Genomic DNA, 24014 nt, shown 5'->3' with positions numbered 1-24014 from the left:
TAATATAATAATGTGTATAATAGTTAGTATAGCTAATTGTTAGACATACTAACTATTACTTATGCTAACTATCAGTATATTAAGTTAATAGGATTAGCAGAATAATATGAAAAAACATTTTAGGAGTGTTGTTTATGAATAAAAAAGATACCGATTTAATTAAGATTGATCCAATGGAGTTAACTTTTGAGGTAACTGACGAGATTATTAAAATATCAGATTTAATAAATAAAATTGGTGAAGAAGGCTATAAAAAGTTTGAATTAACACAGGTACAATTCAAAGTTCTGTATTACCTATATTTATGTGGTGATGAAGGAAGTACTTCATCTACTCTTAGTAAGAAATTAGGAGTAAAGAAACCTAGTGTAACAACTTTAATTGATAGAATGACATTAAAAGGAATTGTTCTACGACAGGAAAATAAAAATGATAGGAGATATACAAAGATTACTATAACAGAAGAGGGTAAGAAAATTTTAGCTGAGATATTACCAGATAAAGAAAATCTTATAGTGTCTTTATTAGGTGTTTTACCAGAAGAACAAATGCAAATTCTACATGAATCACTTGTAAAAATTAGACAGCGTTTAACTAACAGATTCTTATAAGTAAATATATTCGTTGGTTTGGGAGGATTTATATGAAAAGAAAAAAAATTGCATTAGTATTAGCTCTAACAATTACAACAGGTTTGTTTTCAGGATGTAGTAAGAATTTTGTTTTGACAGGAGATAAAATAGTAAAACAGCAAAGTGATCACTTAACTGTTCAAGGAGACATAGAGACTAAAGAAATAAATATAAATTCTAAAGCTGAAGGAAAAATAACAGCTATAAAGGTAGCTGAAGGTGACAGCATAAAAAACGGACAAGTTTTAATAACTATAGATAATAGTTCGCTAGTTGCAAAAGAAGCTCAATCAAAAGCTCAAATCGATGCAGCTACTGAACAAATGAAAGCAGCTGAAGCATCAAAATCAGCAACTCAAGCACAACTTCAGAAGGCCCAAAATGGAGCAAGACCGGAGGAAATTGATGAAGCTAAGTCTCAATACGATTTAGCGAAATCTACATACGATAGAATAAATGCATTGTATAGTAAAGGTTATGCAGCTAAAGAAGATTTAGATAAGGCTCAAACAGATATGGAGGTGGCTGAAAATCAATATGATGTTGCTAAAGATGGTTCAAGACCTGAAGATATAGCCGCATTACAAGCACAAGTAAGTCAAGCAGATGCAACAATACAGGGATATCAAGCCCAAATTAAACAAGCTGAAGGTGGACAAGATGAAGTGCAAAGTTATATAAATGATACAACAATAACAGCACCAGCAGATGGAGTTGTAAATCAGTTAAATGTAGAGGTTGGTGAACTTGTATCTACAGGAATGCCTCTTCTTGTAATGACAAATACAGTTGCACCCTGGGTTGAATGTGATATAAAAGAAACAGATCTTTCAAAAGTGAAGTTAAATGAAGAAGTGCCTGTGAAAATTCCTGCTTATCCTAATCAAAAATTTAAAGGTAAAATAGTTAGAATTAATAAGGATGCTGATTTTGCAGTTAAAAGGGCAACAAATGATAATGGGGATTTTGATATAGTGTCCTATGGAATTAAAGTTGAATTAATTGATATGAATAAACCACTTCATGCTGGAATGACAGCCTTTGTTGATTTTGGAAAGAAGTGATGATTATTATGAAAGAAAAAATATTAAGATTTAAGTATATGATAACTCCTATCTTAATGCTTTTTATAATTGGCATTGGGGGGGCTATTGTTTTAGCACTTGAATTTAGTGCTCATTCACTTAGTCAAATTCCAACTATTATTGTAGATCATGATAACTCTTTATTATCTCAATCTTTTGTTAGGGAAATAAGGACAAATTCAACATTTAATATAGTTGCATATAGTCAAATTGATAATGATGTTAAAGATTTAATAGACAAACAAGACGTAGCTGTAGGATTTATTATTCCTAAAAATTTTTCAAAGGATCTAACTGATAGAAAGAATCCCAACATTATGGTTGTTTATGATGGGGCACAAATGGCCATGACTGCTTCTAGTAAAACAAAAATTGCACAAATTCTAGGTACCATTAAATCAGCATATTTAATAAATGTAGCAGAGGATCAACTTGGATTAATGCCAGAAGTAGCTAAAAATTATATCAATCCTATAGGTTACAATTATAGGCTTATAGGAAATCCTACTCAAAATATGTTTAATTTTTTCATTCCAGGATTTTCAATCAATACTATTCAGGTTGGAATGATTATAGTTGTAATTTTATTAATAAACAAAGGTAATAGCTATAAAAAAATGTGGATTAAAGGTATTATGGTTGGACTTCTGGGATCAACTACTGTTTTGGCTATATTTGTAGTTTTTTGTAAATATTTCGGTTTACCTTATAGGGGTTCTGTTGAAGCAGGAGTTACGTTAACTATTCTATTTTGTATTGGAATGACATTTGTGGGAGTACTTTTAAGTATCTTGTTTAATGGAAATAAGATAGATGCAGTAGGTTTAGCAGGTCCAGTAGCAATAACTCTATTTTTGGTTGGATACACATTTCCAACTGTAGCTATGCCTGATATTGCTTCTATAATAACTAAATATATTCCATTTTACTACTATGCCATACCTCTAAGAGATTTATCACTTATAGGCGGAAGTTTTCAGGATAACTTATCTAATATATTCTGGCTTACTAAATTTATAATTTTTATGTGGGCAATTACATTCCTTTTATATAAAATAAAAGAGGCTAAAAGACTTAGAAATATTAGAATAAATGAGAAAAATAGTATCATTAATAGTCAAGATGAAGAGGTGATAACATAATGAAGAGTCTTTTTAAAATATTAAAAGAAGAAAGAAGCTCCCTACTTAAGACTATTATACTTACTATTGTAGCAACACTTATTTTTGGCTATGCCATGTCAAATCCTTATATAGAGCATCTTCCCTTTGGAGTAGTTGATCAAGATAATTCACAATTGTCAAGAACTGTTGTACGACAACTTAAAATTAGTCCAGGTTTAAATGTTAATTATTACACAGATTCGTATACTGAACTTGAAAAAGCAATAAGATCTCGTAGGGTAAATGGAGGTATAATAATACCTAAGCACTTTGAAAAAGATGTAAGCATGGCAAAATCACCTAGTGCCTTATTGTTAATAGATGGAACTGATCTCCCCATACTATCCAATATTTTAGCATATGCTAGTCAAGTTTTAGGTACGATAAATGCTGGTGCTCAAATAAGTGTTCTTCAAGGAAATGGTATGGTTCCATACCTATCTAAGCAAACTGTTTTAAACTTTTCTTATGTTGAACGCGTACTGTATGAGCCTCAAAGTAGTTATCTTAGATATTTAATTTATACTTTAATACCTTTAGTTAATCAAGGTTTTTTTGTACCACTACTTTTAGTACCTGCTTTAATGAAGAAGAAAGAGCAATTTGCACATATTAAGATGTGTTCAAAAGAAGGTGTAAAAGCTGTAATTGGTCTTATAGGAAGAATACTACTATATTCTACTATATGTAGTACAGTAATTTTCACTTGCTTATGTATTGTTGATAAATTATTCTGTGTACCACTTCGTGGTGATATATTAATATATATTGTTTTAATGAGTTTATTTTTTATTAACCTTACAGCTATGGGATTAGTTTTTACATCAGTTATGGATAACCTTGGCCATTTTATACTATTTTTTAATCTGATAAATATACCTATATTTCTAACCTGCGGTGTTATATTCCCAGATTATCTGCTTCCAAATGGAATGGCAGATACTCTCAATATTATATGGCCATTCAGACATATGACTGTAGCATTAAAGATGTTAAACTTAAAAGGATTAAGCTGGGGTCTTATGCTTCCTTATCTGCAAAATGAGCTTAACTTTGGTGCATTTTGGTTACCAGTAGGACTTGCGATGTATGCAGCTAAAATTGCCTTTATGAAATATAAAAATAGTAAACTACTACAGAAAGCTTAGAACTTTACATTTTTCATCGAAAGTTATTTCATATTGGCATTAAAATTTGTTGTTTCTGTGTTTCTTATATAGATCATAAAGTTTAAAGTTAAATCTATCATTACCTAAAATTGCTTATATAAGTCTCGGTTGGATTTATAACTTTAGCATTTAAATCAAGTTAGCAATTTGGAGCAGCTTAATTGTAGAGTTAACTATCTACACGGGGTTTCTAATTGAAATTTAAACTTATACATAAAATATAATGACAAAATTGAAATCACATTTAAAAACTTTTCCATAAGTCTTAGAGAGGTATTTTAGAAAATCTTAGGAGCTTAGATATGTCTGAGGTACGAGTTTAGCTGAGCTTCTTAGATTTTCAAAATACCGAGCTTTAGACTTGTCAAAAGTTTTTATAGTGATGAAATTTGTCATTATATGATATTGTATATGTTAACTTTCAATTTAGAAACTCTATATTATTTTACAAATTTAATAACTCCATCTTTTCTTTCATGTGCTTTAGATATGCTTTCAGGATATCCAACAGATGCCATCCCCCAAACAATATGATTTTCAGGTATACCAAAGCTACTTAGTACTTCCCTTACTTCTTTTTCATCACAAATAGTTCTCAATTGATTGATCCAGCAGGAACCTATTTCCAGTGAATTTGCCATTAGAAATATATTTTCAAGAGCACAAGCACAATCAGCAAGCCCATTTACATTTTCCTTCTCATTGGACAGCATAATTAAAGTTGGAGGTGCATAAAAATTATATGCAGCATCTATACCTAATGCTTTTTTAACTACTTTTGCAAGCAGCTCCATCTTCTCTTTACTTTGAACAACTGTAAACTGCCAAGTTTGTTTGTTCATACCACTTGGTGCATACACTCCAGCTTTTAAAATCAATTCTAATTCTTCGTCTTTTATTTGTTCTTCTTTGAACTTTCTTACACTTCTTCTTGTTAAAATATTTTGTAAAACTTCGTTCATAATGATATCTTCCTTTCATATATATTATAAGTTAGTTACCTATAAGAAAATCTAAAATATTCCATCCAGATGAAGACTGCGCCTTGTACAATTCTGTGTACCCACACTTTTTACAGCTAATAGTAATAAATTTCTTATTCTGTACATCAAATATCTTTGAGAAATTTCCTCCTGTTGCCTGGAATTGATCTGATTCATATTCTGTGCTGCCACATTTTGGGCAAACGTATTGTTTCTTTTCCATTTTAAACCTCCTCTTAACTTATACATGATTGTAAAGTAATTATACTCTTTTTAATAAACAAATTTCCACTTGCTTGAAAAAACTTTTTTCATATATTATACTGGTTATAATTTTAAAAAGCATTATTAGAGCTTGGCCCTTCTTTTCCCTAAAGAAGAAAGGAGTTTAATTAGGTAATTGCGAAACTCGCTAATAAAAATGAATAAAAGATGTTTAGAAGTTGCAAAAGTATTGTTAGAAGTTTAAAGACAAATTTTTATGATTTGAAATAGCCATATTGATAAAAAAGGGCGCACGAAATAAAGCAAAGTTGGGTTTCTATTTTTTACAAATAAAATTTATGCAATTAATGGTTTTAGGCTTCTAATATATTCATTTTTATGTATTTTATTTGCTACAATAACTGTTATTAGCTGAGTTATACCGGCTAGAAGTAAGTCAGAATGAAGCGTTAGCTCATTTTGTGTCTTACGATCCGCAACGCAATAACTGCCTTTGAAATGGTTGATGTTTTTCTCGACAGCAGTCCTGATTTTATAAGTGTTTTCCCATTGGAGAGTTCCACGAGTAGTTCCAGGATATGCACGAAGATTCTTTTCAGGATAAATGTAAAACATTCTGCCGCAAGAAGATTTTGTACATGGATTTTCACATAGAGTTACACGTTTGCTCTTTTTAGTTTTTTTATTGTATACCCATTTCATTTTGGGACATACGAATTTCATTGATGGAATTCCAGAACGTAAGTGTGTTTTACTGCCTTCTCGTTTCATTGGAAGCGAATGGTCATAAGGACAGCATGGAATACCATTTTCATTTAAAGGGCAGTCGAATTCTTTTGATGCAAGTTTAGTTTTTAATGGAATGAATGCCTTTTCAAATTTCAAATCATGCAAAAGGTATCGATAAATCAGAATGCTGTCAAAAGCAGCATCACCTAAAAAGATTTTTGGATTTATCAAAGGATGTTTTGCAAAGAAATCCATAAGAACAGGTATAAGAGCTTTAGAATCAGCAAGAGATTTATCTTCATCCGGTGAATCAGATTTTTTCTCAATAACAATATCAGGATGTGCTTTTAGAAAATCCTGATTGTAAAATGAAATATCTCTTACAATACCAAGTCCGTTGGTTACAATGCCAAATTTAAAAGCATAGCAAAAATGACCGTTAATGTACATTTGTTGAATGGCCGGATTAGCTGAAGCGTGTGGAGGCATAGAACCATAGGCAGCTTTATAAGGATCATAAGAATCATCTAAAGCATGTACTTTCTTAAAAGTCTTAAGCTGTTTTATGATGCGGTTAGCATACTTAGGGTTGTTTTCAGTAACAAAAGCTTCGATACCAGAAGTATCAAAAATAGTCATAGAAGCAAGTTTGGGGTCAATTTGCTGGCATATTGGTTCAGTAATATCAACGAGATTATCAAATATCAATTGTAAGTCCAGAATAAAATCCTGTTTAAAACGTGTGAATTTAGAAGCATCAGGGACTTTAAGGAAACCGCAGAAATCCCTTAACTCTTGAGAATATTTAAGAAAAATAATCAAAAGGGAATCCGTAGGAATAGAAAAAATGTGCTGCAAAATCAAAGCACGGAGCATGGCGTAAAGACTGTATTTACGGGGCCTTCCAGTAGAAGCATAAAAATGATTTATGAAGGAAGCAGGGATTAAATCATCAAGGTTAATAGTATTTTCAAGTAAAGAAAGAAACTGAGGCTTGTTATTTTCAAATTTTTCTTTGCAATCAGAAAAAATATCTGCCAAAGAAAGCTGTTTATATGGTATCATAAATATATAACTCCTTTCTGAGGTATATGGTGATTTTGTTTCTTTGCAATTCAATTTTACCATAAATCAGTGAGGAGTTATTTTGTTTTGTAACAAAAAATACACCGCATTTATACGGGTTGTAGCGTTTCGCAAACGCCTATTTTCCCTAAAGAAGAAAGGAGTTTAATATATATGAGGAGAAAATATATAAATTATCCTTTAGATATACCTGTTTCAATAAATTTAGCAAATATAATTAATTATCCTCTCCACTGGCATAGTTCAATAGAAATACTTTATGTTCTAAAGGGCACTCTTTACATCACCATAGAATCTGACAAATATGAACTCATAGAAAAAGACATAGAAATAGTAAACATAGATGAAACGCACAGTATTGTAAGCAGTGATGCAGATAATAGAGTTTTAGTGTTTCATATAGATCCTTATTTTTTTGAAAAATACTACAGCGATATTGAAAATATGTTTTTCTTTACCAATACCACAGATGACAGAGCTCAAGAAAGTGAAGAATATGATATTTTAAGAACCTTTTTAGCTAAAATAGCCTGTGAGTTAATTCAAAAGCAGGATAACTACGATGAAGAAATCGAAACCATTCTTATAGATCTTCTCTACCACCTCATAAACAATTTTCATTATTTAATGTATGAAAATGAAGATTTAAAGGAAAAAGAAGAACAGCTTGAAAGATACCATAGAATTTCTAAATATATATTTAATAATTATAACGATAATATAACACTGCAGGACATTGCAAAAAAAGAATTTTTAAGTACTGACTACTTGTCCCACGGCATAAAGGATGTAACAGGATACAGTTTTACAGATTTATTAAATTCAAATAGAGTTGAAGAGGCCCTAAAACTTCTTTTAGATACAGATAAAACTATATCTGAAATTTCAGAAGAAGTAGGATTTTCACATACCAGGTACTTTAACAAACATTTTAAAATTCAATATAACTACACTCCCCTTCAATATAGAAAAAAATTCAAAATGAATGATGAGACTTTTGAGAAGCAAAAAATCATTGAATTTTTTAATCTAGGGGAAAGCCTTCAATACATAACACATTATTTGGAGGACTATGACAGGTTCAATTATGAGGATAAAATAACAAAGATAAATATAAATATGGGAGATGACCTTGGAAATTTCAACAAAAATTTTAAAGATATATTAAATGTAGGAGATGCCTTTGAACTTCTCCTGGAAGATAACAAAGATATATTAGAAGTTCTTCAGGAAGAAATAGGCTTTACCTATGCCAGACTTTTAAATATTTTCAGCGAAGATATGTGTATATTTCCAGAGTCTAAGTTCTATAATTGGAATAGAGCTCGAGATGTACTTGAATTTTTAGATACACTTAATATAAAGCCTATTATAGTTTTAAATGATACGGGTTTCTCTACTTCAAGCTTTCTATTAGCTATAAAATCTTTCTTAAACTACTTTAATGACCTAGATAGTTTAAACTTAGATTCTTTTAAGTTTCAATTTGACTCTACTATAGAGCATGCTGTTATAAATAAAGTAACAGAACTTTTATCTACAGAATACAAACTAGAAATAATTAAAGATATATTTTATGCAAAAGATAATATAGATTTTATCTACGATACCACATATATGCTTCCCTATATTATACATAGTGTAATAAACAATACAAATTCTCTAAACTTTTTAAGAGCCTTTGATGTGTTAGATAAACAAATAAACTTAACTAATGAAGTGTTTTTTGGATACCCAGGACTTATAAATGACAAGGGAATAAAAAAACCTTCTTATTATGCCTATTACTTGCTAAATAAACTTGGAGACACTTTAGTTGCTAAAGACAAAGGATATATAGTTACAAAATCTAATAATGAGTATCAAATCTTGCTCTACAACCATCATGACAATATAAATAAACTGATTCCTTTTGAGAATTTTTCAAAACTTAGGGCTATTAAAAACGCTGCTGCACAAAAGCTTTCAATAAATATAGTAAACATACCTTCATCTATAAAAATAATCACTTATGAAATAAACGAAAAATCTGGTTCCTCATATAACTACTGGCTTGATATGGGGAAACCTAAAAGACTAAGCAAAGAAGAAAAACAGATTCTTCACAAAGCCTCTTTTCCAAGTATACATTTTAAAAGCTTTAAAAAAAGCACTGTATTTAATATACGAACTAAACTCAAAGGTTATGGTGCTCTATTAATTCTAATAAAAGAGGTCTAATAATATATTAAAACAGGTGCTATTATGCTATTTCAATAATGTGACTATTTTCACGCTATAACGACATAGTACCTTTTTATGAACCTTTAAGTGAATGTAAATTTTGCCAAAAAACATTATAATTTAACTATAGAAAAAAGTTAAGCCTACTTTTTAATAGCTTAACTTATTGAGGTGAAATTTATGGAAATTGAAAATAATACTCTTAAACAAGGTAAAATAAGAAAATTACTTTTAAAATTTGCCATACCTTCTGTGTTCGCACTTTTGGTATCTGAGCTTTATAATATTGTAGACACGGTATATGTGGGACACTACATAGGAGTTACTACACTAGCAGCTATTACTATAGCATTCCCAATTCAAAAATTGTTAGTAGCCCTTGGGCTTTTGATAGCTGTAGGAGCTTCCACTTATGCCGCTAGAAGTTTAGGTGAAAAGAATTATTCAGAATTTAAAAAAATAGTATTTGCTTCTTTTAGTTTGGTTCTAATATCACTTACAATAGTTTCATTAATTATTTTTATATTTAGAAGGCCAATTTTTTATGTATTAGGTGCAGACAATCTAACTTATCCTCTAGTTAACAAATATGTATCTATACTACTTTTAGGAGGCATTTTTCAGTCATTATCAGTAGTTGCCTGTTATATTATGATTTCTCTAAAAAAGACAAAAGCTCTTCTATATACTAATTTAATAGGTGTTACTTTAAATATTTTAATCAACTATATATTAATAGTTAAATTGCACTTTGGAATAGAAGGCGCTGCTATAGCTACTGTATTATCTCAAATAACTGCCTTTACTTTTGCATTTTACAAGTTTAAAAACATCATAAAGGAATTTCATATGGAATTTTCAATGCGTTCCATTCACAATTCAGTTACAAAAGAAATTATATGGGGCATAATTACCGTTGGATTCTCCACCTTTATAATAGAAATTGAGGATGCCTTAGTTACTGTAGTTCTAAACAACCTCCTTTATACTGGGGGCGGAGAATCTGCCATTGTCATGGTAGGAGTAATAACTAAAATTTCTATGTTTCTATTTGTAACCATAATAGGCATAAGTTCTGCCATGCAGCCTATAGTTGCTTATAATTTTGGTGCTGAAAACTATGATAAGGTTAAAAAGGTTTTAAATACTTCAATTAAAGTCGTTCTAATAACCTCTTTTGCACTTTGGTCAATCTTTATGTTATTTCCAAATTATATCATAGGCTTTTTCTTAAACGATGCTGCCCTTTTAAATAAAACAGTTAAAGCATTCAGATTATGCATATCTCTAATTCCCTTAACAGGAATATATTATGTAGTAATAAACTATTATCAGGCAATTGGTGAAGCTAAAAAAAGTTTCTTACTTTCAATATATAGAGAGATCATAGTGTTTATCCCTTTAGCCATACTACTTGTTCAGCTTTTTGGTATAAAAGGTGCCTGGGCTGCCTATCCTATAACTGATGCCTCCGCTGTTTTAACCTCTTTTTACTTTTTAAATAAAGCATTAAAGGAAGATTTTGATCAAGTTGGAGTGAGTGAAAAATCTTAATGGCTTACTTTACAGCCACATATATATCCACTTCGGAATTTTCACTCCCATCATATCTCTCATCATAAATCTCAAAATCTCCTGTATATGTTCTTTCAATATCAGCATTCCATATATATCCCCAGGCTTCTCCAATGCTTTCCGGCATTTTTCCCTTTACTGTTACCACATAATACTTAGATGCCGGTATTACTTTATATGTCATACCATCAGGTATGTTACCTATATCTTTTACTTGAAGTCCAACCATATAAGAATAATGTCCAAATTCTTTATTTTCATAATCACTATATAATCCTAGAATTTCACCATTTTTCAGCTTATTGGGTATTTTATCTTCAAGCTTTTGCTGGCTAAATTCTGTCCAAAGTTTTTCAATTACAGCCTTACATTTACCACCTTCATTAGTAGTCTTTATTTCTTTTCCAACCAATATAATTTGATTCTTTTTGACTATTTTACAGGTTATTTTGCTCTTTCTCCACCTTTTCAAATTTGGAAGACAGTTTCCCATAAGCTCCCTTGCTTCACTTTCCTTCATTCCCTTTGAACCATAAAAGGCACAGAAGCCTCAATCATCTGTTCCATAGTTAAATCTGGCTGTTTAAAATCTCCATTTTCATAACAGTAAATACAATATTCCTGATTTTTTTTATTATTCCTTTCAGTACCATAAAGTTCCTCACTCATTGGCATTCCACAACTTTGACAGTATTTTTGTTTCATATAATATTCTCCTTCCCTATGGGTTAATTTATATTTTTATTATACAGGGAAGCTTTGACAGCATTATGTCAGGTTTAATTTTGTTTTTCGTAAATAGCATTCATTTTTTTGCATCTATTTTTTATAATCTCTCTTACATGAAGAGGTTTTATTACTTCTACATATTCCCCATAGCCAAGTATCATGGAATAGATCCATTCATCCTCCAAAAATTTAATATTTACTATGATACTTCCATCTTCTTGAAAGGTCATTTCATCCTTATCAAAAGAATCTTCTACCCTATACCTAACTTTTTCTGAAAATTTAAGAGTAAGTTCTGTCGGCAGTTTTTCAACTTTATTCATGCTTAAATATTTTTCATAGGAAATTCTACCTTTATGAATATCTTCATTTAAAATACTCAAAGTATCCATTCTAGAGAGTTTAAATATCCTGTAATCCTGTCTTAAATTGCAAAAAGAAAATAAATACCACCCAAAACCTTTAAAAACAAGGGTTATGGGTTCTACCTTCCTCGAAATATACTCACTTTTTGCATTTCTATAGTTAAAAGTCATGCATTTCTCATTCTCTAAAGCCTCATTTATTATGTTATATTTTTCATTTTCTTCACTAGATTTTTTAAAGCCCCAGGGCAAAGTATCTATAAATATTTGTTTAAAATGCAAATTGAAATCACTCTTCTTTTCATCTGGCACTATATTTTTTACTTTTTCAATGGCTAAATCCACATTTTTATCATTTAAAACTTCATTTATGTTTCTCAAAGCTTCTACTATGGAGATCATGTCATCCAATGTTAAAAACTGATGGTTGATTTTATAATTATCCATAATGTAGAATCCCCCATTGTTGCCAGATTGAGATACTATAGGAATCCCAGACATGTTAATTGCTTCAATATCCCTGTAGATGGTTCTTACAGAGACCTCAAATTTTTCAGCCAATTCTGCTGCAGATATTTTCTTTCTATTTAAAAGCATGACAACAATTGCAATAAGCCTATTTATTTTCAAAACTAAAATCCTCCATATATTTTAATTACAGTTCTTCCCCTAAATCAATATCCATAATTATTTTTTCTATATTTTTTATTCTTTCTCCTTTTAGTTCTAGTAAAAAATCAATGAAATATTTCTGCCATTCATATTCCAGAGTATCTTTATATAAAAGAAGCCTTTCTGTAGAGATACTAAAAGAATTACACCTTAAATCATCATAAAATACATTTTTTCCAAGTACAGCAAGTGACATGTCATCAAGTGATCTAAATGCCTCTTTATATTCATCTCCAAATAAACATTCCAAATTTAAAATGTCCATGTAATCTTCAAGAGAATGTACATTTTCACTTATAATTTCAAGCTTGTCTTTAACGCTTTCGCACTTTGTAACCTCATCCACAACACAACTAAATTCATAATTATCCATTTTCCTGCCTTTTTTAAAGGCAACATAATTTTCTTCATTATCTTCTTTATCTATAACAACCATATTATAAAGATTGCCGCTGCTGCAGGCAATCAAAAACCTAGTTTTAAATGAATTCTCATACTTTTTTATATAACCTATAAGCTTCAAACTTTTAATATTAAACTTAGAAATAATTTTACTAAAAGCTCTGTTTACAATTAAAGATATCTCCTCCTTGCTTTTTCCTAAAAGCCTTTCACTTATTCTTTTAAACTCATCCATTGATATTGTAAGTTTCTCTTCACTGCTTTCTGATAAAACTAGAAAAACAGATTGGTCAATAAGTATCTCAAACACATTTATTGGAGCTTTTATAATATTTATTTTATACTTTTTACCATAATCTCTAAGTAATTTTCTTATAGCTGCCTGTGTAAAAAAGTTACAAAATTCAGTTTCAATCTTCAATTTCTCAAGGTATTGTTTTATATAATAAATGCCTTTTATATTCATATTATCAAATACAAGAGGATAATCCATAGTACATGTTACATCCTGTGCTGCAAAAATTATATCATAGCTTTCAAAGAAGCAAGTCAGCGCAGTATCTATCGTATAGTTATATATTTCATTTGGAATATGAAGCTTGTTTTCTTTTACTTCTCCATAAAGTTCTTTGCACTCTAACACAGATTTTTTAAGGATTTCAATGCCACTTTCATATATTTTAACTATATCATCTTGAAGCATCAAAGAAGATCCTTTACTGGAATTTGTGGAACTTTTAATGTAAGCATTTATTGCATAGTAAATTGAATTCAAAATACGAACTGCTGTATCCTCTTTTATGGAACTGCTTTTACCTTTTGTGTATCTTACTATTAGATTTTGAAGAACATATAATGCATCTGTGTTTCTATTTTTAATAAATTCTTTCACTATTCATTCTCCTCCCCTTCTTTTATATTATTAACATCTTTACCATTTCTAAAATTATCTACAATTTTAGAAACACCTTTGCCTTTTATAAGTTCCATCGAACCACCATAAACTGTATTGTAAAAAAACATTATAGTTTTTAATATTTCATCATCACATAAAAAATCTGACGTAGAATTTTTCACATAATGAAATACTTCATACATATCACTAATTGTTTCAACTAAATTGTCCTGATTTACATAAGAAGATTTTCCAAGCTCCTTTATAATAGATTTCATTACATCTAAATTTAGCTCAATCCTACCCTGAGCCTTTAATGCATTGTTTCTGGTATTTATTATATCTTTTGCATCTTTGACACTAAGAGCAAGATTATGGGTTCTAAGGTCATCATTTAATTTAGAAATTTCACTTATACTGTTTGATTCCTGTAACTTGCTGAGTGAATTAAATATTTCAGGTAAATTCATTGTTTTTCCTCCTAAAAATGAAAATAAAGCACTTGACACAAAATTCATTTTATGATATAGTAATATTGAATGGTTATATATATCTGTAATGGTTATTATAACACATCTCTAATTATAATTAAATAGATAATGTTCAATTTGCTATTTTTATAATGTCAAATCGATAAAATTCATTATAGTCTATATATTTCTACTTATGAAAATAAAATCCAGTTAAATATTTTGCATTTTGTTTAACAAAATACCTAGCTGGACTTTTACTTTTAACTCTATACAGTTGAAAATTTATTTGTACTAAATAATATAATGACAAGTTTCAAGTAGAATCACTATGTAGATTATTCTAACTAAAAAATAAACTTATGCGTAGGAGTATTTTTACAATAAGCAAGCACATTTAAATATTTTGTATATAAGTCTTGGTGGAAAATTTGTAAAAAAGCTTAGGACTTTTGAATTGTCTGAGGTACGAGTTTTCAAAAGTCCTTAGATTTTTATAAATTTTCTGCCTAGACTTATCAAAATATTTAATCGTGCTTGTGGTTGTAAAAATATCCGGAGCATAAGTTTATTTTTCGTTTTGAAACCCTACAGAGATTATAATTGACTTTACGACAGTTCAAAGGCGCCTGTATACAACTGATAATATTTCCCTCTTTGCTCAATCAAATCATTATGGCTTCCTCTTTCAATAATTCTGCCTTGTTCCAGCACCATAATTACATCTGAGTTTTTAACCGTTGAAAGCCTGTGGGCAATTACAAATACGGTTCTTCCCTTCATAAGCTTATCCATTCCCTCTTGAACAATAGATTCTGTTCTCGTATCAATACTGGATGTAGCTTCATCAAGTATTAAAACCGGTGGATCTGCAATAGCAGCTCTAGCAATAGTTAAAAGCTGTCTTTGTCCTTGTGACAGGTTTCCACCATCTCCAGTAATAACCGTATCATATCCCTTTGGTAAATGTTTTATAAATCCATCTGCATTTGCAAGCTTTGCTGCTGCAATTACTTCTTCCTCTGATGCATCCAATTTTCCATACCTAATGTTATCTGCAACTGTTCCCGTAAACAGATGTGGATCCTGTAGTACAATTCCAAGAGATCTTCTTAAATCATCCTTCTTGATTTTGTTAACATTAATGCCATCATATCTAATTTTTCCATCCTGAATATCATAGAAACGGTTAATTAAATTAGTAATAGTAGTCTTTCCTGCACCTGTAGCTCCTACAAAGGCTACTTTTTGTCCTGGTTTTGCATAAAGCTTTATATTATGCAGTATAACTTTCTCATCAGTATATCCAAAATCTACATCATCAAATACTACCTCTCCGAGAAGTTTTGTATAAGTGAGCGTTCCGTCATGATGGGGATGTTTCCACGCCCAAATTCCCGTATGTTTTTCAGTTTCTACTAATTCCCCATTTTCATTTTCTTTTGCATTAACTAAGGATACATAGCCTGCATCTTCTTCTGGCTTTTCATCAAGAAGTCTGAATATACGTTCAGCTCCTGCCAGTGCCATTATAACAAAATTAAACTGCTGGGACATTTGATTAATTGTAGTACTAAACGTTCTTGTCAATTGCAAAAATGCTGCAATTCCTCCAAGAGTAAATCCGCCAAATCCGCTAATAGCTAAAATAGAACCAAAAATAGCAACAAATACATAATTGATATAACCAATATTGCCCATAATAGGCATTAAAATATTGGCGTACTTATTTGCATTATTTGCACTATGATAAAGCTCGTTGTTTAACTTATCAAAATTGATTTTTGCCTCTTCTTCATGACAAAATACTTTAACAACCTTCTGGCCATTTATCATTTCCTCTATATATCCATTTACCATACCTAAATCTTTTTGTTGAAGTCCGAAATACTTTCCACTTTTTCCCCCAATATTTTTGATAACATAAATCATTAAAATTACAATCAAAATTTCAAATATAGCCAGTGGGAAGCTCAAATATACCATTGAGATAAAAGTACTGACAACAGTAATAATCGCTGCTAATATTTGTGGAATACTTTGACTAATCATCTGCCTTAAGGTATCCGTATCATTTGTATAAAGACTCATCAAGTTTCCATGGGAATGCGTATCAAAGAAACTAATAGATAGACTTTCCATATGAGAAAATATGTCATCTCTTATTCTTTTAAGAGATCCTTGAGAAATTATAATCATCACACGGCTGTATACATATGTTGACACAACTCCAACATAATAAATTACCGCCATAGTAGTTATCATTTTTAAAAGCGGTCCAAAATTAGGATTTGATTTTTGCAAAAGAGGTGTTATATAATCGTCAATTAAGTTTTTTAAAAATAATGTACCAATAACATTAGCAAGAGAACTTATAATAATACCTACTAATACAATAAGAAATAAAAACTTATATTCCTTGATAACATAAGCTAATAATCTTTTTAATGTTTTTAAAGAATTTTTACTAGGCTTTACATATCCACGATGCCTGCCCATTTGCCTAGGTTTACTATTATTATTTTGACCCATTGTCATCATCGTCTCCTTTCACTTGAGATTCATAAACTTCATGGTATATCTCATTTGTCTTTAGTAACTCCTCATGGGTTCCAAAGCCATCTATTTTTCCATCGTTTAATACAATAATTCTATCTGCATCCTGAACTGAAGAGATACGCTGTGCAATAATAATTTTTGTAGTATCTGGTATTTCTTCTCCAAATGCTTTTCTAATAAGAGCATCAGTTTTAGTATCCACTGCACTAGTAGAATCATCTAAAATTAATATTTTGGGCTTTTTTAGCAAAGCCCTTGCAATACATAATCTTTGTTTTTGCCCGCCTGATACATTTGAACCACCCTCTTCAATAAAAGTATCATACTTATCAGGAAACTTTTCTATAAATTCATCAGCTTGAGCCTCTCTACATGCAGCAACTATTTCTTTATCAGAAGCATTTTTATTTCCCCATCTTAAATTTTGCTTTATTGTCCCAGAAAACAATACGTTCTTTTGCAGCACCATTGAAACTTCATCCCTAAGAGTCTCTATATCATATTTTCTAACATCAACTCCACCAACTTCAACAGTTCCACATGTAGTATCATATAGTCTTGGAATAAGTTGGACTAAAGTAGACTTTCCACTTCCTGTTCCTCCTATAATACCTATTGTTTCACCAGAATTAATTTTCAAGTTTACATTTTCTAAAACTAGATTGTCCATACTCTTGTTATAGCTAAAACCAACCTTATTAAAGGATATAGATCCATCTTTTACTTCACAAATTGCCTTCTCTTCTGGATCTGTTAAATCACTTTTTTCGTCCAAAACCTCCACAATTCTTTCAGCAGATGACTTGGCCATAATTACCATTACAAATACCATTGAAATAATCATAAGACTCATTAATATATTAACGGTATACGTAAATAAACTCATAAGTTCTCCCGTTGTCATTGATTTTGAAACAATCATTTTTGCCCCAAGCCACGACAAAAGTAAAATACATGTATACACTGCAAATTGCATTGCAGGAGCATTAATTATTATTAATTTTTCAGCTCTTATAAAGTATTTATATAAAGTTTCAGAAGCTTTATAAAACTTGCTTTTTTCATGCTCTTCTCTTACATAAGCTTTCACAGTCCTTATGGCAGTTAGATTTTCTTGTACACTAGCATTCAAATCATCATACTTTTTAAAAACTTCCATGAAATATGGATGTACTCTTGTCATAATAATATACAATATAATTCCCAAAAAAATTATGGCACCTAAGAATACAAGAGCTAACTTTGCATTTATATAAAAACTCATTGCCATAGCAAAGATTAGCATAAACGGTGCTCTAACAAGCATTCTTATTATCATTTGAAATGCATTTTGAACGTTTGTTATGTCTGTAGTCAGTCTAGTTATAAGACCAGCTGTAGAATATTTATCTATATTAGAAAAAGAAAAGTTTTGAATATTATAGTACATTGCTCTTCGCAGGTTTCTGGCAAAACCAGTAGATGCTTTAGCTGCATATTTTCCTGATAATGCGCCGCAGGTAAGGGATACAAATGACACCATAAGCATTATAGTTCCAACAATGCACACATATTTTATATTTCCTTTTCCCACGCCATTATCAATTATCAATGCCATCAACAGTGGAATAATCGTCTCCATTATGGCCTCTAAAGCAACAAATACAGGTGTTATAATAGAATCTCTTTTAAATTCGCCTATATAACTTGATATCTTTCTTATCATAACCTTGTTCCTCCCCTTGTTAGATTCCTAACTAATATTAGGAATCTATATTCCATCGCCAATTTTTTCAGACAATCTGTCAAGTAAATCGACTAATATGTCTGTCTCCTCATCACTTAATTCATCCTTTAAAGATTCTTCCATTCCAAGAATAAAATCATATACCTTTTTTTGAATTTGCAAACCTTTTTCTGTTATTATTATCTTCTTAAGTCTTGCATCTTCAGAAACACTTACTCTTTTTATATATCCGTTTTTTTCCATTAGCTGAAGTACGCTAGTTACTGAAGAACGTCTAATATCAAGTTCTTCTTCTATATCCCTTTGAAATATATCTTTTTTATTGGACTTACAATATATAAAACCAAGTATTCTAGCTTGAACAGCAGTTATACCATACTGTGATGCCTCTTTATCTATTCTTCTATGAATTCTCCTAGAAAGTATACTAATTTTTCTTCCAATGTACATTTCTGTTTTATTGTTCATTTTCATGCCTCCACCATTTGTTAGATTTCTAATTGTAAGGTTTCTAACTATTATAATTTTAATTATACATTATGTCAATAATTTTTCGCAAAATAAAAGAACTATGAAGTTTAGATTAAAAATCTTTCTTCATAGTCTTTATCCGATTGCTACCATTGCTAACACCCCCAATCTTCTTCAAAGTGGTGGGATAAGCACTGCTACGCACCTGGATAAGTTCTTCTAAGGTTCAGATGGAGATGAGTATTCCTTATAAGCAAACTCCACCTGAACCTTAGAATCACTTGATATTACTCTATAAGTTCTCTTATCCATTTTTTTATTCTATAAGGTTCATTAGACCAATATTCGGCAATCTGAGGTAAAATTTCATATTGAATAATATTTTTATACTCCTCTTTGCTTAATGTATGCTTTGGCATACAAAAATAGCTGTGCCCTATGCGAAAATCTCCTCCTAATGAAGGATCATTTTCAATATCTTCGTTAAGTTTTACAAACTTTTCAATAATACTCTCTGCCAAATCTTCGTTCTTATTTTTCATATATCTTTTAAAATTCAAATTATTAAATGCAGGTTCAATTTCAATAAAAGCAAAACGTCTTCTAAGAGTACAATCAAATACTCTGGTGCTACCTTTACGTGCACTCATAGTGCCTATAATATAAACATTTCTCGGTATATAAAATAAGTTTTCAATATAAGGTAGAGATATTGCATACTCTTCTCCGCGCTTATCAGCCTCAACAAGCATAATAGCTTCTCCAAAAATCTTACTCAGATTTCCCCTGTCTATTTCATCAATTATAAAGTAATAGGGCCTTCTGGAATCATTTTGAGCTTGCTTGCAAAAGCGATAAAATATGCCATATTTAAGACTAAACCCATTCTTTTCCGGTCTATAACCTATGATAAAATCTTCGTAAGAATAGCCCTCATGAAACTGAATCATCTTAATCCTTGCATCATCTCTTTGCTCCATTATAGAGTAAACAAACTTTCGGGCTATAAAAGTTTTACCAACACCAGATGGACCTTTTAGAATTATGTTCTTTTTATACCTTAAAAGATTATATATAACATCATACTGACCTTCTTCCATAAATATTTCATTTAAGAAATCCTCTTTAGAATACGTAGATTTTGAACAAGCAGGTATTTCTAAATCTTCTTCGTTAATAACATCCCTGTTTGGCATAATTTCATTATATTTGGACTTATCTATTTTCATTCTCTCTATGCTTAATAATTTCATATCCAATACCTTATAATTTCTAAACAGACATTCTTCATCCCTAAACTTTTTAATTTTTCTAGTATTTTCAACATAATTTATAAGCTCTTTTGGATCTGTAAAAATTACACCTTTTTCTTCAAACAAAACGTAATCTTCAATTGTATCCGTGTTAATTATAGGGAAAATATAAGGTTTCAAACAATGAAGAATAACTGAAGCTTCCATCGCTTGCATACCTTTTATGCTAGTTTTAAAAGTTTCCTCAGCCATATGAAGAATTTCATTTTCATCATGCGATTTATGTATTCTTATACACAAAGATATAAATCTTCGTGCACTATCTTCATCTGATTTTGAGGTAAATGTGTAAAATCCAATACTAAACATTCCTACAGACCATTCGCCTACAATATTTTCATATTCATGCTTTCTAGCTCTCTCCATTACAAAATTAAATATTTTTGTTAGTCTTTTCTTTTCTTCTATAGGCAAATGACTATTTTGTATTTTTTGGATCTTATATTTTACCTTAACTTTCCATGTCCCCACAGTCATAAAATATAGCATATCCAAATCACTTACATCTATAACATCTATTGGTGTTCTTGAAAAGGACTCTACTGTTTCTCGGACAAGTTCATAGGACCCATCATATTTATTCGGATCTACATCAGGCATATCCTTTATTTCCTGAACAAGTTTGTTTTCTTTAAACTCCTCATACAACTTCAAGGAATTAAAAAGATTTTTCACTTTTATATTTTCATCATCCTCTTTTTCAGTATAAGAAAGTTTAGGAAAAATAGACTCACACTTATCCCTTGCATAAGAATCATCTAGATCTCCATAAGATTCTTCTATTATAAGGCAATTTGAAATTTGAGCATTACAAGTCATATCATCTAACTTTTTAATTATTTTTAGCCATTTATAAAATACGCTTTTATTCATAGGAATTCCCCTTTTTAGTTTATAATAAAAAGCAGCTTCATAGTTTATCCTTCCATTTTAATCGATATTATATTACATTAAATTAAATTTATATAATTTAACCTTCTAATATCATGGAATATTTTGCATTATACTTTAATGTGAAATGTGTTATAATCTTATTTGTGACTTTAACCATACATAAGTAATAACTCATATACATTCGGTAATATGGTCCGAAAGTTTCTACCTGCTAACCTTAAATAAGCAGACTACGAGGTAATATTTGAAACTTCATATACTTTTCAAATGTACCTCGTTTTTTATGGGGTATTTTTTATGTACTTAACTTTCGCAGTTTAAAACTATTGCGTCGCAATAGTTTTAATTAATAGTTAAGAATGAAGAATTAATAGTTAATGTGGATTTTTTTCCGTTACACTACAAAAAATCTTTGATTAAGCTTTTCATCACTCGTTTTGCTAAAGCGAAACATTGCTGATTTATATAAATTTAAAGATTTTTTGCGACAGCTAAAAATCATCCTTCACTATTAATTTTTCATTATTAATTCTTAACTTGCGAAGCTTTGCTTCGCATTATTTTTAATGTGTGAAAGTTGAGTTATGTACTTAAAATTTTATATTTCTAAAAAGGAGTCTATCATGGAAGCTAAAAGACAAGAAGAACAAACATCTGAAATGGAATTAATTTATGGAGTTTACGATAAGCCTAAATTATTATCTCAAATTTTATTAGGATTTCAGCATATTTTTGCTGCTTTTGGTGGAATTATTGTAGTCCCAATAATTATTTCATCTTCACTAAAGCTTGACTCCCATACATCTACAGCACTAATAAGTGCTGCAATTCTAGTAGCTGGAATAGCTACCTTCATACAATCTAGAGGCATTGGCCCAGTTGGAGCAAGAGTAGCTTGTATTATGGGAACGGACATCACTTTTGTAGCCCCGGCTGTAGCAGTTGGAAAAAGATTTGGACTTTCCGGCATATTCGGAGCCACTATATTAGGAGCACTTATTGTAATTATTTTAAGCTTTTCTATTAAATACATAATGAAGCTTTTTCCACCAATCGTAACTGGAATAGTCGTATGCCTAATAGGACTTACACTACTGCCAGTTTCAATAGATTGGGCAGCAGGAGGTTCTGGAGTACAAAATTATGGGAGTTTAAAAAATATAGGTATTGCGTTAACTGTAACCCTAATTACTTTACTTTTAAATCATTATGGCAAAGGTCTTTTAAGCAGTGCCTCAATTTTAATTGGAATGGCAGCAGGTTACATAATTTGTATTGCTCTTGGTATGGTAGATTTTTCATCTATTTCAAAAGCAAGTATAGTAACACTTCCAAAAATATTTGAACATGGTATCACCTTTAATTCAAGTGTTCTACTTCCGTTTATTCCAGCATATTTAGTTTCTGTCATAAGTACTGTAGGAAATTTAAGAGCAATAAATGAAATATCAGGTATTAAAGAGGATGATATTAGGATTTCACATGGTGTACTTTCTGATGGGCTTGGAAGTGTAATTGCTGGAATATTTGGGGCTATGCCAAACACTTCTTTTAGTCAAAACGTCGGATTGATCCCCCTTACTAAAGTTGCAAGTAAATTTGTCACAATGACCGCAGGAATAATACTTATTATACTAGGATTATTTCCTAAATTTGCTGCAATAATAAACGCGATACCTCAAGTTGTACTCGGTGGCGTTGGAATAGTAATGTTTGGAACAGTTGCTGCTGCTGGAATTCAAACTTTAAGTAAGGTAAAATTAAATAATAGAAACATTCTCATAATAGCAACTTCTATAGGTTTAGGTCTTGGAGTTACTTTCAGACCTGAAATTTTATCAAATCTTCCAGAAAGCTTAAAGATGATTTTTTCATCTGGTATCTCTACAGGAACTATTGCAGCACTTATATTGAATCTTATTTTAAAAGAAGAAAAATAAAAAATCGCGAGGTGTTAATTTATGAAGGAATTACAAAAAAAAATCTTAGAAGAAGGACATGCCTTAAGTGAATCAATATTAAAAGTAGATTCATTTTTAAATCATAAAGTTGATCCAAGCCTTATGTATTCCATAGGAAAAAGTTTCGCAGAACATTTTAAAGATATGGGAATCACAAAGATATTTACTATTGAAAGTTCAGGAATAGCCCCAGCTGTTATGACTGCACTTCAGATGGATTTACCTATGGTAATATTAAAAAAGAAAGAATCCAAAATATTAAGTGAAGATGTATATCAAACTACAGTTCACTCATTTACCAAGGATTCTGATTATGAACTTACTTTATCAAAAAAATACATATGCCCTGAAGATAATATTCTCATAATTGATGATTTTTTAGCTAATGGAGAAGCTTCAAAAGGTACTATACGCCTGGTTGAACAATGTGGTGCAAAGGTAACAGGAATTGGAATTGTTATTGAAAAATCTTTTCAACCCGGACGTAAACTCCTTGACAAACAAGGATATCATGTATATTCTCTTGCAAGAATAAAAAGACTTGCAAAAGACACTATTGAATTTATGGATTAATTAAATTTGTTTGAGTTTCTATTGTGACCTGGATGGAAAATAGATGAAAACCTTCATTTATTTTTCATCTTTCTTTTATACCCAGATAAAAATCAACTTATTCCTAGATTCCTT

General features: G+C 30.4%; 19 protein-coding genes, 1 pseudogene and 1 riboswitch. Of the genes and pseudogenes, 8 read left to right on the top strand and 12 right to left on the bottom strand.

Features of this window, described 5'->3' with window-relative positions; translation table 11 throughout:
• The first annotated feature begins 134 nt into the window (after nucleotides 1-134).
• From B5S50_RS19095 to B5S50_RS19080, 4 genes are read left to right on the top strand one after another with little or no spacing between them, the layout of a single operon-like run.
• The gene (locus tag B5S50_RS19095) at nucleotides 135-611 is read left to right on the top strand and encodes a MarR family winged helix-turn-helix transcriptional regulator (RefSeq protein ID WP_217302570.1); all 477 of its coding nucleotides are present in this window, start codon (nucleotides 135-137) and stop codon (nucleotides 609-611) included.
• Between the two features lie 32 nt (nucleotides 612-643).
• The gene (locus tag B5S50_RS19090) at nucleotides 644-1696 is read left to right on the top strand and encodes an HlyD family secretion protein (protein ID WP_217302569.1); all 1053 of its coding nucleotides are present in this window, start codon (nucleotides 644-646) and stop codon (nucleotides 1694-1696) included.
• A gap of 8 nt (nucleotides 1697-1704) precedes the next feature.
• A complete protein-coding gene (locus tag B5S50_RS19085) occupies nucleotides 1705-2859 on the top strand; it encodes an ABC transporter permease (RefSeq protein WP_254306624.1) in 1155 nt (384 codons plus the stop codon).
• A complete protein-coding gene (locus B5S50_RS19080; protein ID WP_217302567.1) occupies nucleotides 2859-4028 on the top strand; it encodes an ABC transporter permease in 1170 nt (389 codons plus the stop codon). The genes B5S50_RS19085 and B5S50_RS19080 overlap by 1 nt, the downstream gene beginning before the upstream one ends.
• 461 nt (nucleotides 4029-4489) lie before the next feature.
• Here the strand turns inward: B5S50_RS19080 and B5S50_RS19075 are convergent, their stop codons facing one another.
• From B5S50_RS19075 to B5S50_RS19065, 3 genes and pseudogenes are all read right to left on the bottom strand, one after another.
• On the bottom strand, nucleotides 4490-5011 hold the full coding sequence (locus B5S50_RS19075; RefSeq protein WP_065078627.1) for a nitroreductase family protein: 522 nt from the start codon (nucleotides 5009-5011) through the stop codon (nucleotides 4490-4492).
• 31 nt (nucleotides 5012-5042) lie between these two features.
• Nucleotides 5043-5255, bottom strand: a complete 213-nt coding sequence (locus B5S50_RS19070) for a zinc ribbon domain-containing protein (protein ID WP_063554707.1) — start codon at nucleotides 5253-5255, stop codon at nucleotides 5043-5045.
• 451 nt (nucleotides 5256-5706) lie between these two features.
• Nucleotides 5707-7051: pseudogene (locus B5S50_RS19065) on the bottom strand (transposase).
• A 174-nt stretch (nucleotides 7052-7225) separates the two neighbouring features.
• On the opposite strand from B5S50_RS19065, the gene B5S50_RS19060 reads away from it, so the two are divergent.
• Both B5S50_RS19060 and B5S50_RS19055 read left to right on the top strand, forming a co-directional pair.
• Nucleotides 7226-9292, top strand: coding sequence for a helix-turn-helix domain-containing protein (locus B5S50_RS19060; RefSeq protein ID WP_217302566.1), 2067 nt, complete (start codon nucleotides 7226-7228; stop codon nucleotides 9290-9292).
• Between the two features lie 183 nt (nucleotides 9293-9475).
• Nucleotides 9476-10849, top strand: coding sequence for an MATE family efflux transporter (locus B5S50_RS19055; protein ID WP_217302565.1), 1374 nt, complete (start codon nucleotides 9476-9478; stop codon nucleotides 10847-10849).
• Between the two features lie 4 nt (nucleotides 10850-10853).
• Here B5S50_RS19055 and B5S50_RS21700 read toward each other — a convergent pair whose 3' ends face one another.
• The 9 genes from B5S50_RS21700 to B5S50_RS19015 all read right to left on the bottom strand — a co-directional run bounded on the left by B5S50_RS21700 (nucleotide 10854) and on the right by B5S50_RS19015 (nucleotide 21345).
• Nucleotides 10854-11390, bottom strand: coding sequence for a GyrI-like domain-containing protein (locus tag B5S50_RS21700; RefSeq protein ID WP_368041490.1), 537 nt, complete (start codon nucleotides 11388-11390; stop codon nucleotides 10854-10856).
• On the bottom strand, nucleotides 11387-11575 hold the full coding sequence (locus B5S50_RS21695; RefSeq protein ID WP_368041489.1) for a zinc ribbon domain-containing protein: 189 nt from the start codon (nucleotides 11573-11575) through the stop codon (nucleotides 11387-11389). Before B5S50_RS21695 ends, B5S50_RS21700 begins: the two co-directional genes overlap by 4 nt.
• Nucleotides 11576-11649: 74 nt before the next feature.
• The gene (locus B5S50_RS19045) at nucleotides 11650-12594 is read right to left on the bottom strand and encodes a YafY family protein (RefSeq protein ID WP_217302564.1); all 945 of its coding nucleotides are present in this window, start codon (nucleotides 12592-12594) and stop codon (nucleotides 11650-11652) included.
• Between the two features lie 25 nt (nucleotides 12595-12619).
• Complete coding sequence (locus B5S50_RS19040) at nucleotides 12620-13930, bottom strand: DUF6179 domain-containing protein (RefSeq protein WP_254306623.1); 1311 nt, start codon at nucleotides 13928-13930, stop codon at nucleotides 12620-12622.
• Entirely contained in the window at nucleotides 13930-14403 is a 474-nt protein-coding gene (locus B5S50_RS19035) for a DUF6323 family protein (RefSeq protein ID WP_217302563.1), read from the bottom strand. Before B5S50_RS19035 ends, B5S50_RS19040 begins: the two co-directional genes overlap by 1 nt.
• Nucleotides 14404-15012: 609 nt before the next feature.
• Nucleotides 15013-16935 (bottom strand): ABC transporter ATP-binding protein, encoded by a 1923-nt coding sequence (locus tag B5S50_RS19030; RefSeq protein WP_217302562.1) that lies wholly within the window; start codon nucleotides 16933-16935, stop codon nucleotides 15013-15015.
• Nucleotides 16922-18667 (bottom strand): ABC transporter ATP-binding protein, encoded by a 1746-nt coding sequence (locus B5S50_RS19025; RefSeq protein ID WP_065078634.1) that lies wholly within the window; start codon nucleotides 18665-18667, stop codon nucleotides 16922-16924. Before B5S50_RS19025 ends, B5S50_RS19030 begins: the two co-directional genes overlap by 14 nt.
• 45 nt (nucleotides 18668-18712) lie before the next feature.
• Entirely contained in the window at nucleotides 18713-19156 is a 444-nt protein-coding gene (locus B5S50_RS19020) for a MarR family winged helix-turn-helix transcriptional regulator (protein ID WP_065078635.1), read from the bottom strand.
• A 290-nt stretch (nucleotides 19157-19446) separates the two neighbouring features.
• Nucleotides 19447-21345, bottom strand: coding sequence for an AAA family ATPase (locus tag B5S50_RS19015; RefSeq protein ID WP_065078636.1), 1899 nt, complete (start codon nucleotides 21343-21345; stop codon nucleotides 19447-19449).
• Between the two features lie 172 nt (nucleotides 21346-21517).
• Nucleotides 21518-21619, top strand: a riboswitch (purine riboswitch).
• 370 nt (nucleotides 21620-21989) lie between these two features.
• On the opposite strand from B5S50_RS19015, the gene B5S50_RS19010 reads away from it, so the two are divergent.
• Both B5S50_RS19010 and B5S50_RS19005 read left to right on the top strand, forming a co-directional pair.
• A complete protein-coding gene (locus tag B5S50_RS19010; RefSeq protein ID WP_217302561.1) occupies nucleotides 21990-23306 on the top strand; it encodes a nucleobase:cation symporter-2 family protein in 1317 nt (438 codons plus the stop codon).
• A 21-nt stretch (nucleotides 23307-23327) separates the two neighbouring features.
• Complete coding sequence (locus B5S50_RS19005; protein ID WP_217302560.1) at nucleotides 23328-23900, top strand: xanthine phosphoribosyltransferase; 573 nt, start codon at nucleotides 23328-23330, stop codon at nucleotides 23898-23900.
• Nucleotides 23901-24014 lie beyond the last annotated feature (114 nt).

The organism is Clostridium sp. 001, assembly GCF_019056555.1.
Lineage (GTDB): Bacteria > Bacillota > Clostridia > Clostridiales > Clostridiaceae > Clostridium_B > Clostridium_B ragsdalei.
This window is presented reverse-complemented; position numbering and strand designations above follow the sequence as displayed.

Bases quoted from the DNA above. Each gene is read 5' to 3' on its own strand.
- B5S50_RS19095 (WP_217302570.1), top strand. From the start codon at position 135: ATGAATAAAAAAGATACCGATTTAATTAAGATTGATCCAATGGAGTTA.
- B5S50_RS19090 (WP_217302569.1), top strand. From the start codon at position 644: ATGAAAAGAAAAAAAATTGCATTAGTATTAGCTCTAACAATTACAACA.
- B5S50_RS19085 (WP_254306624.1), top strand. From the start codon at position 1,705: ATGAAAGAAAAAATATTAAGATTTAAGTATATGATAACTCCTATCTTA.
- B5S50_RS19080 (WP_217302567.1), top strand. From the start codon at position 2,859: ATGAAGAGTCTTTTTAAAATATTAAAAGAAGAAAGAAGCTCCCTACTT.
- B5S50_RS19075 (WP_065078627.1), bottom strand. From the start codon at position 5,011: ATGAACGAAGTTTTACAAAATATTTTAACAAGAAGAAGTGTAAGAAAG.
- B5S50_RS19070 (WP_063554707.1), bottom strand. From the start codon at position 5,255: ATGGAAAAGAAACAATACGTTTGCCCAAAATGTGGCAGCACAGAATAT.
- B5S50_RS19060 (WP_217302566.1), top strand. From the start codon at position 7,226: ATGAGGAGAAAATATATAAATTATCCTTTAGATATACCTGTTTCAATA.
- B5S50_RS19055 (WP_217302565.1), top strand. From the start codon at position 9,476: ATGGAAATTGAAAATAATACTCTTAAACAAGGTAAAATAAGAAAATTA.
- B5S50_RS21700 (WP_368041490.1), bottom strand. From the start codon at position 11,390: ATGAAGGAAAGTGAAGCAAGGGAGCTTATGGGAAACTGTCTTCCAAAT.
- B5S50_RS21695 (WP_368041489.1), bottom strand. From the start codon at position 11,575: ATGAAACAAAAATACTGTCAAAGTTGTGGAATGCCAATGAGTGAGGAA.
- B5S50_RS19035 (WP_217302563.1), bottom strand. From the start codon at position 14,403: ATGAATTTACCTGAAATATTTAATTCACTCAGCAAGTTACAGGAATCA.
- B5S50_RS19030 (WP_217302562.1), bottom strand. From the start codon at position 16,935: ATGGGTCAAAATAATAATAGTAAACCTAGGCAAATGGGCAGGCATCGT.
- B5S50_RS19025 (WP_065078634.1), bottom strand. From the start codon at position 18,667: ATGATAAGAAAGATATCAAGTTATATAGGCGAATTTAAAAGAGATTCT.
- B5S50_RS19020 (WP_065078635.1), bottom strand. From the start codon at position 19,156: ATGAACAATAAAACAGAAATGTACATTGGAAGAAAAATTAGTATACTT.
- B5S50_RS19015 (WP_065078636.1), bottom strand. From the start codon at position 21,345: ATGAATAAAAGCGTATTTTATAAATGGCTAAAAATAATTAAAAAGTTA.
- B5S50_RS19010 (WP_217302561.1), top strand. From the start codon at position 21,990: ATGGAAGCTAAAAGACAAGAAGAACAAACATCTGAAATGGAATTAATT.
- B5S50_RS19005 (WP_217302560.1), top strand. From the start codon at position 23,328: ATGAAGGAATTACAAAAAAAAATCTTAGAAGAAGGACATGCCTTAAGT.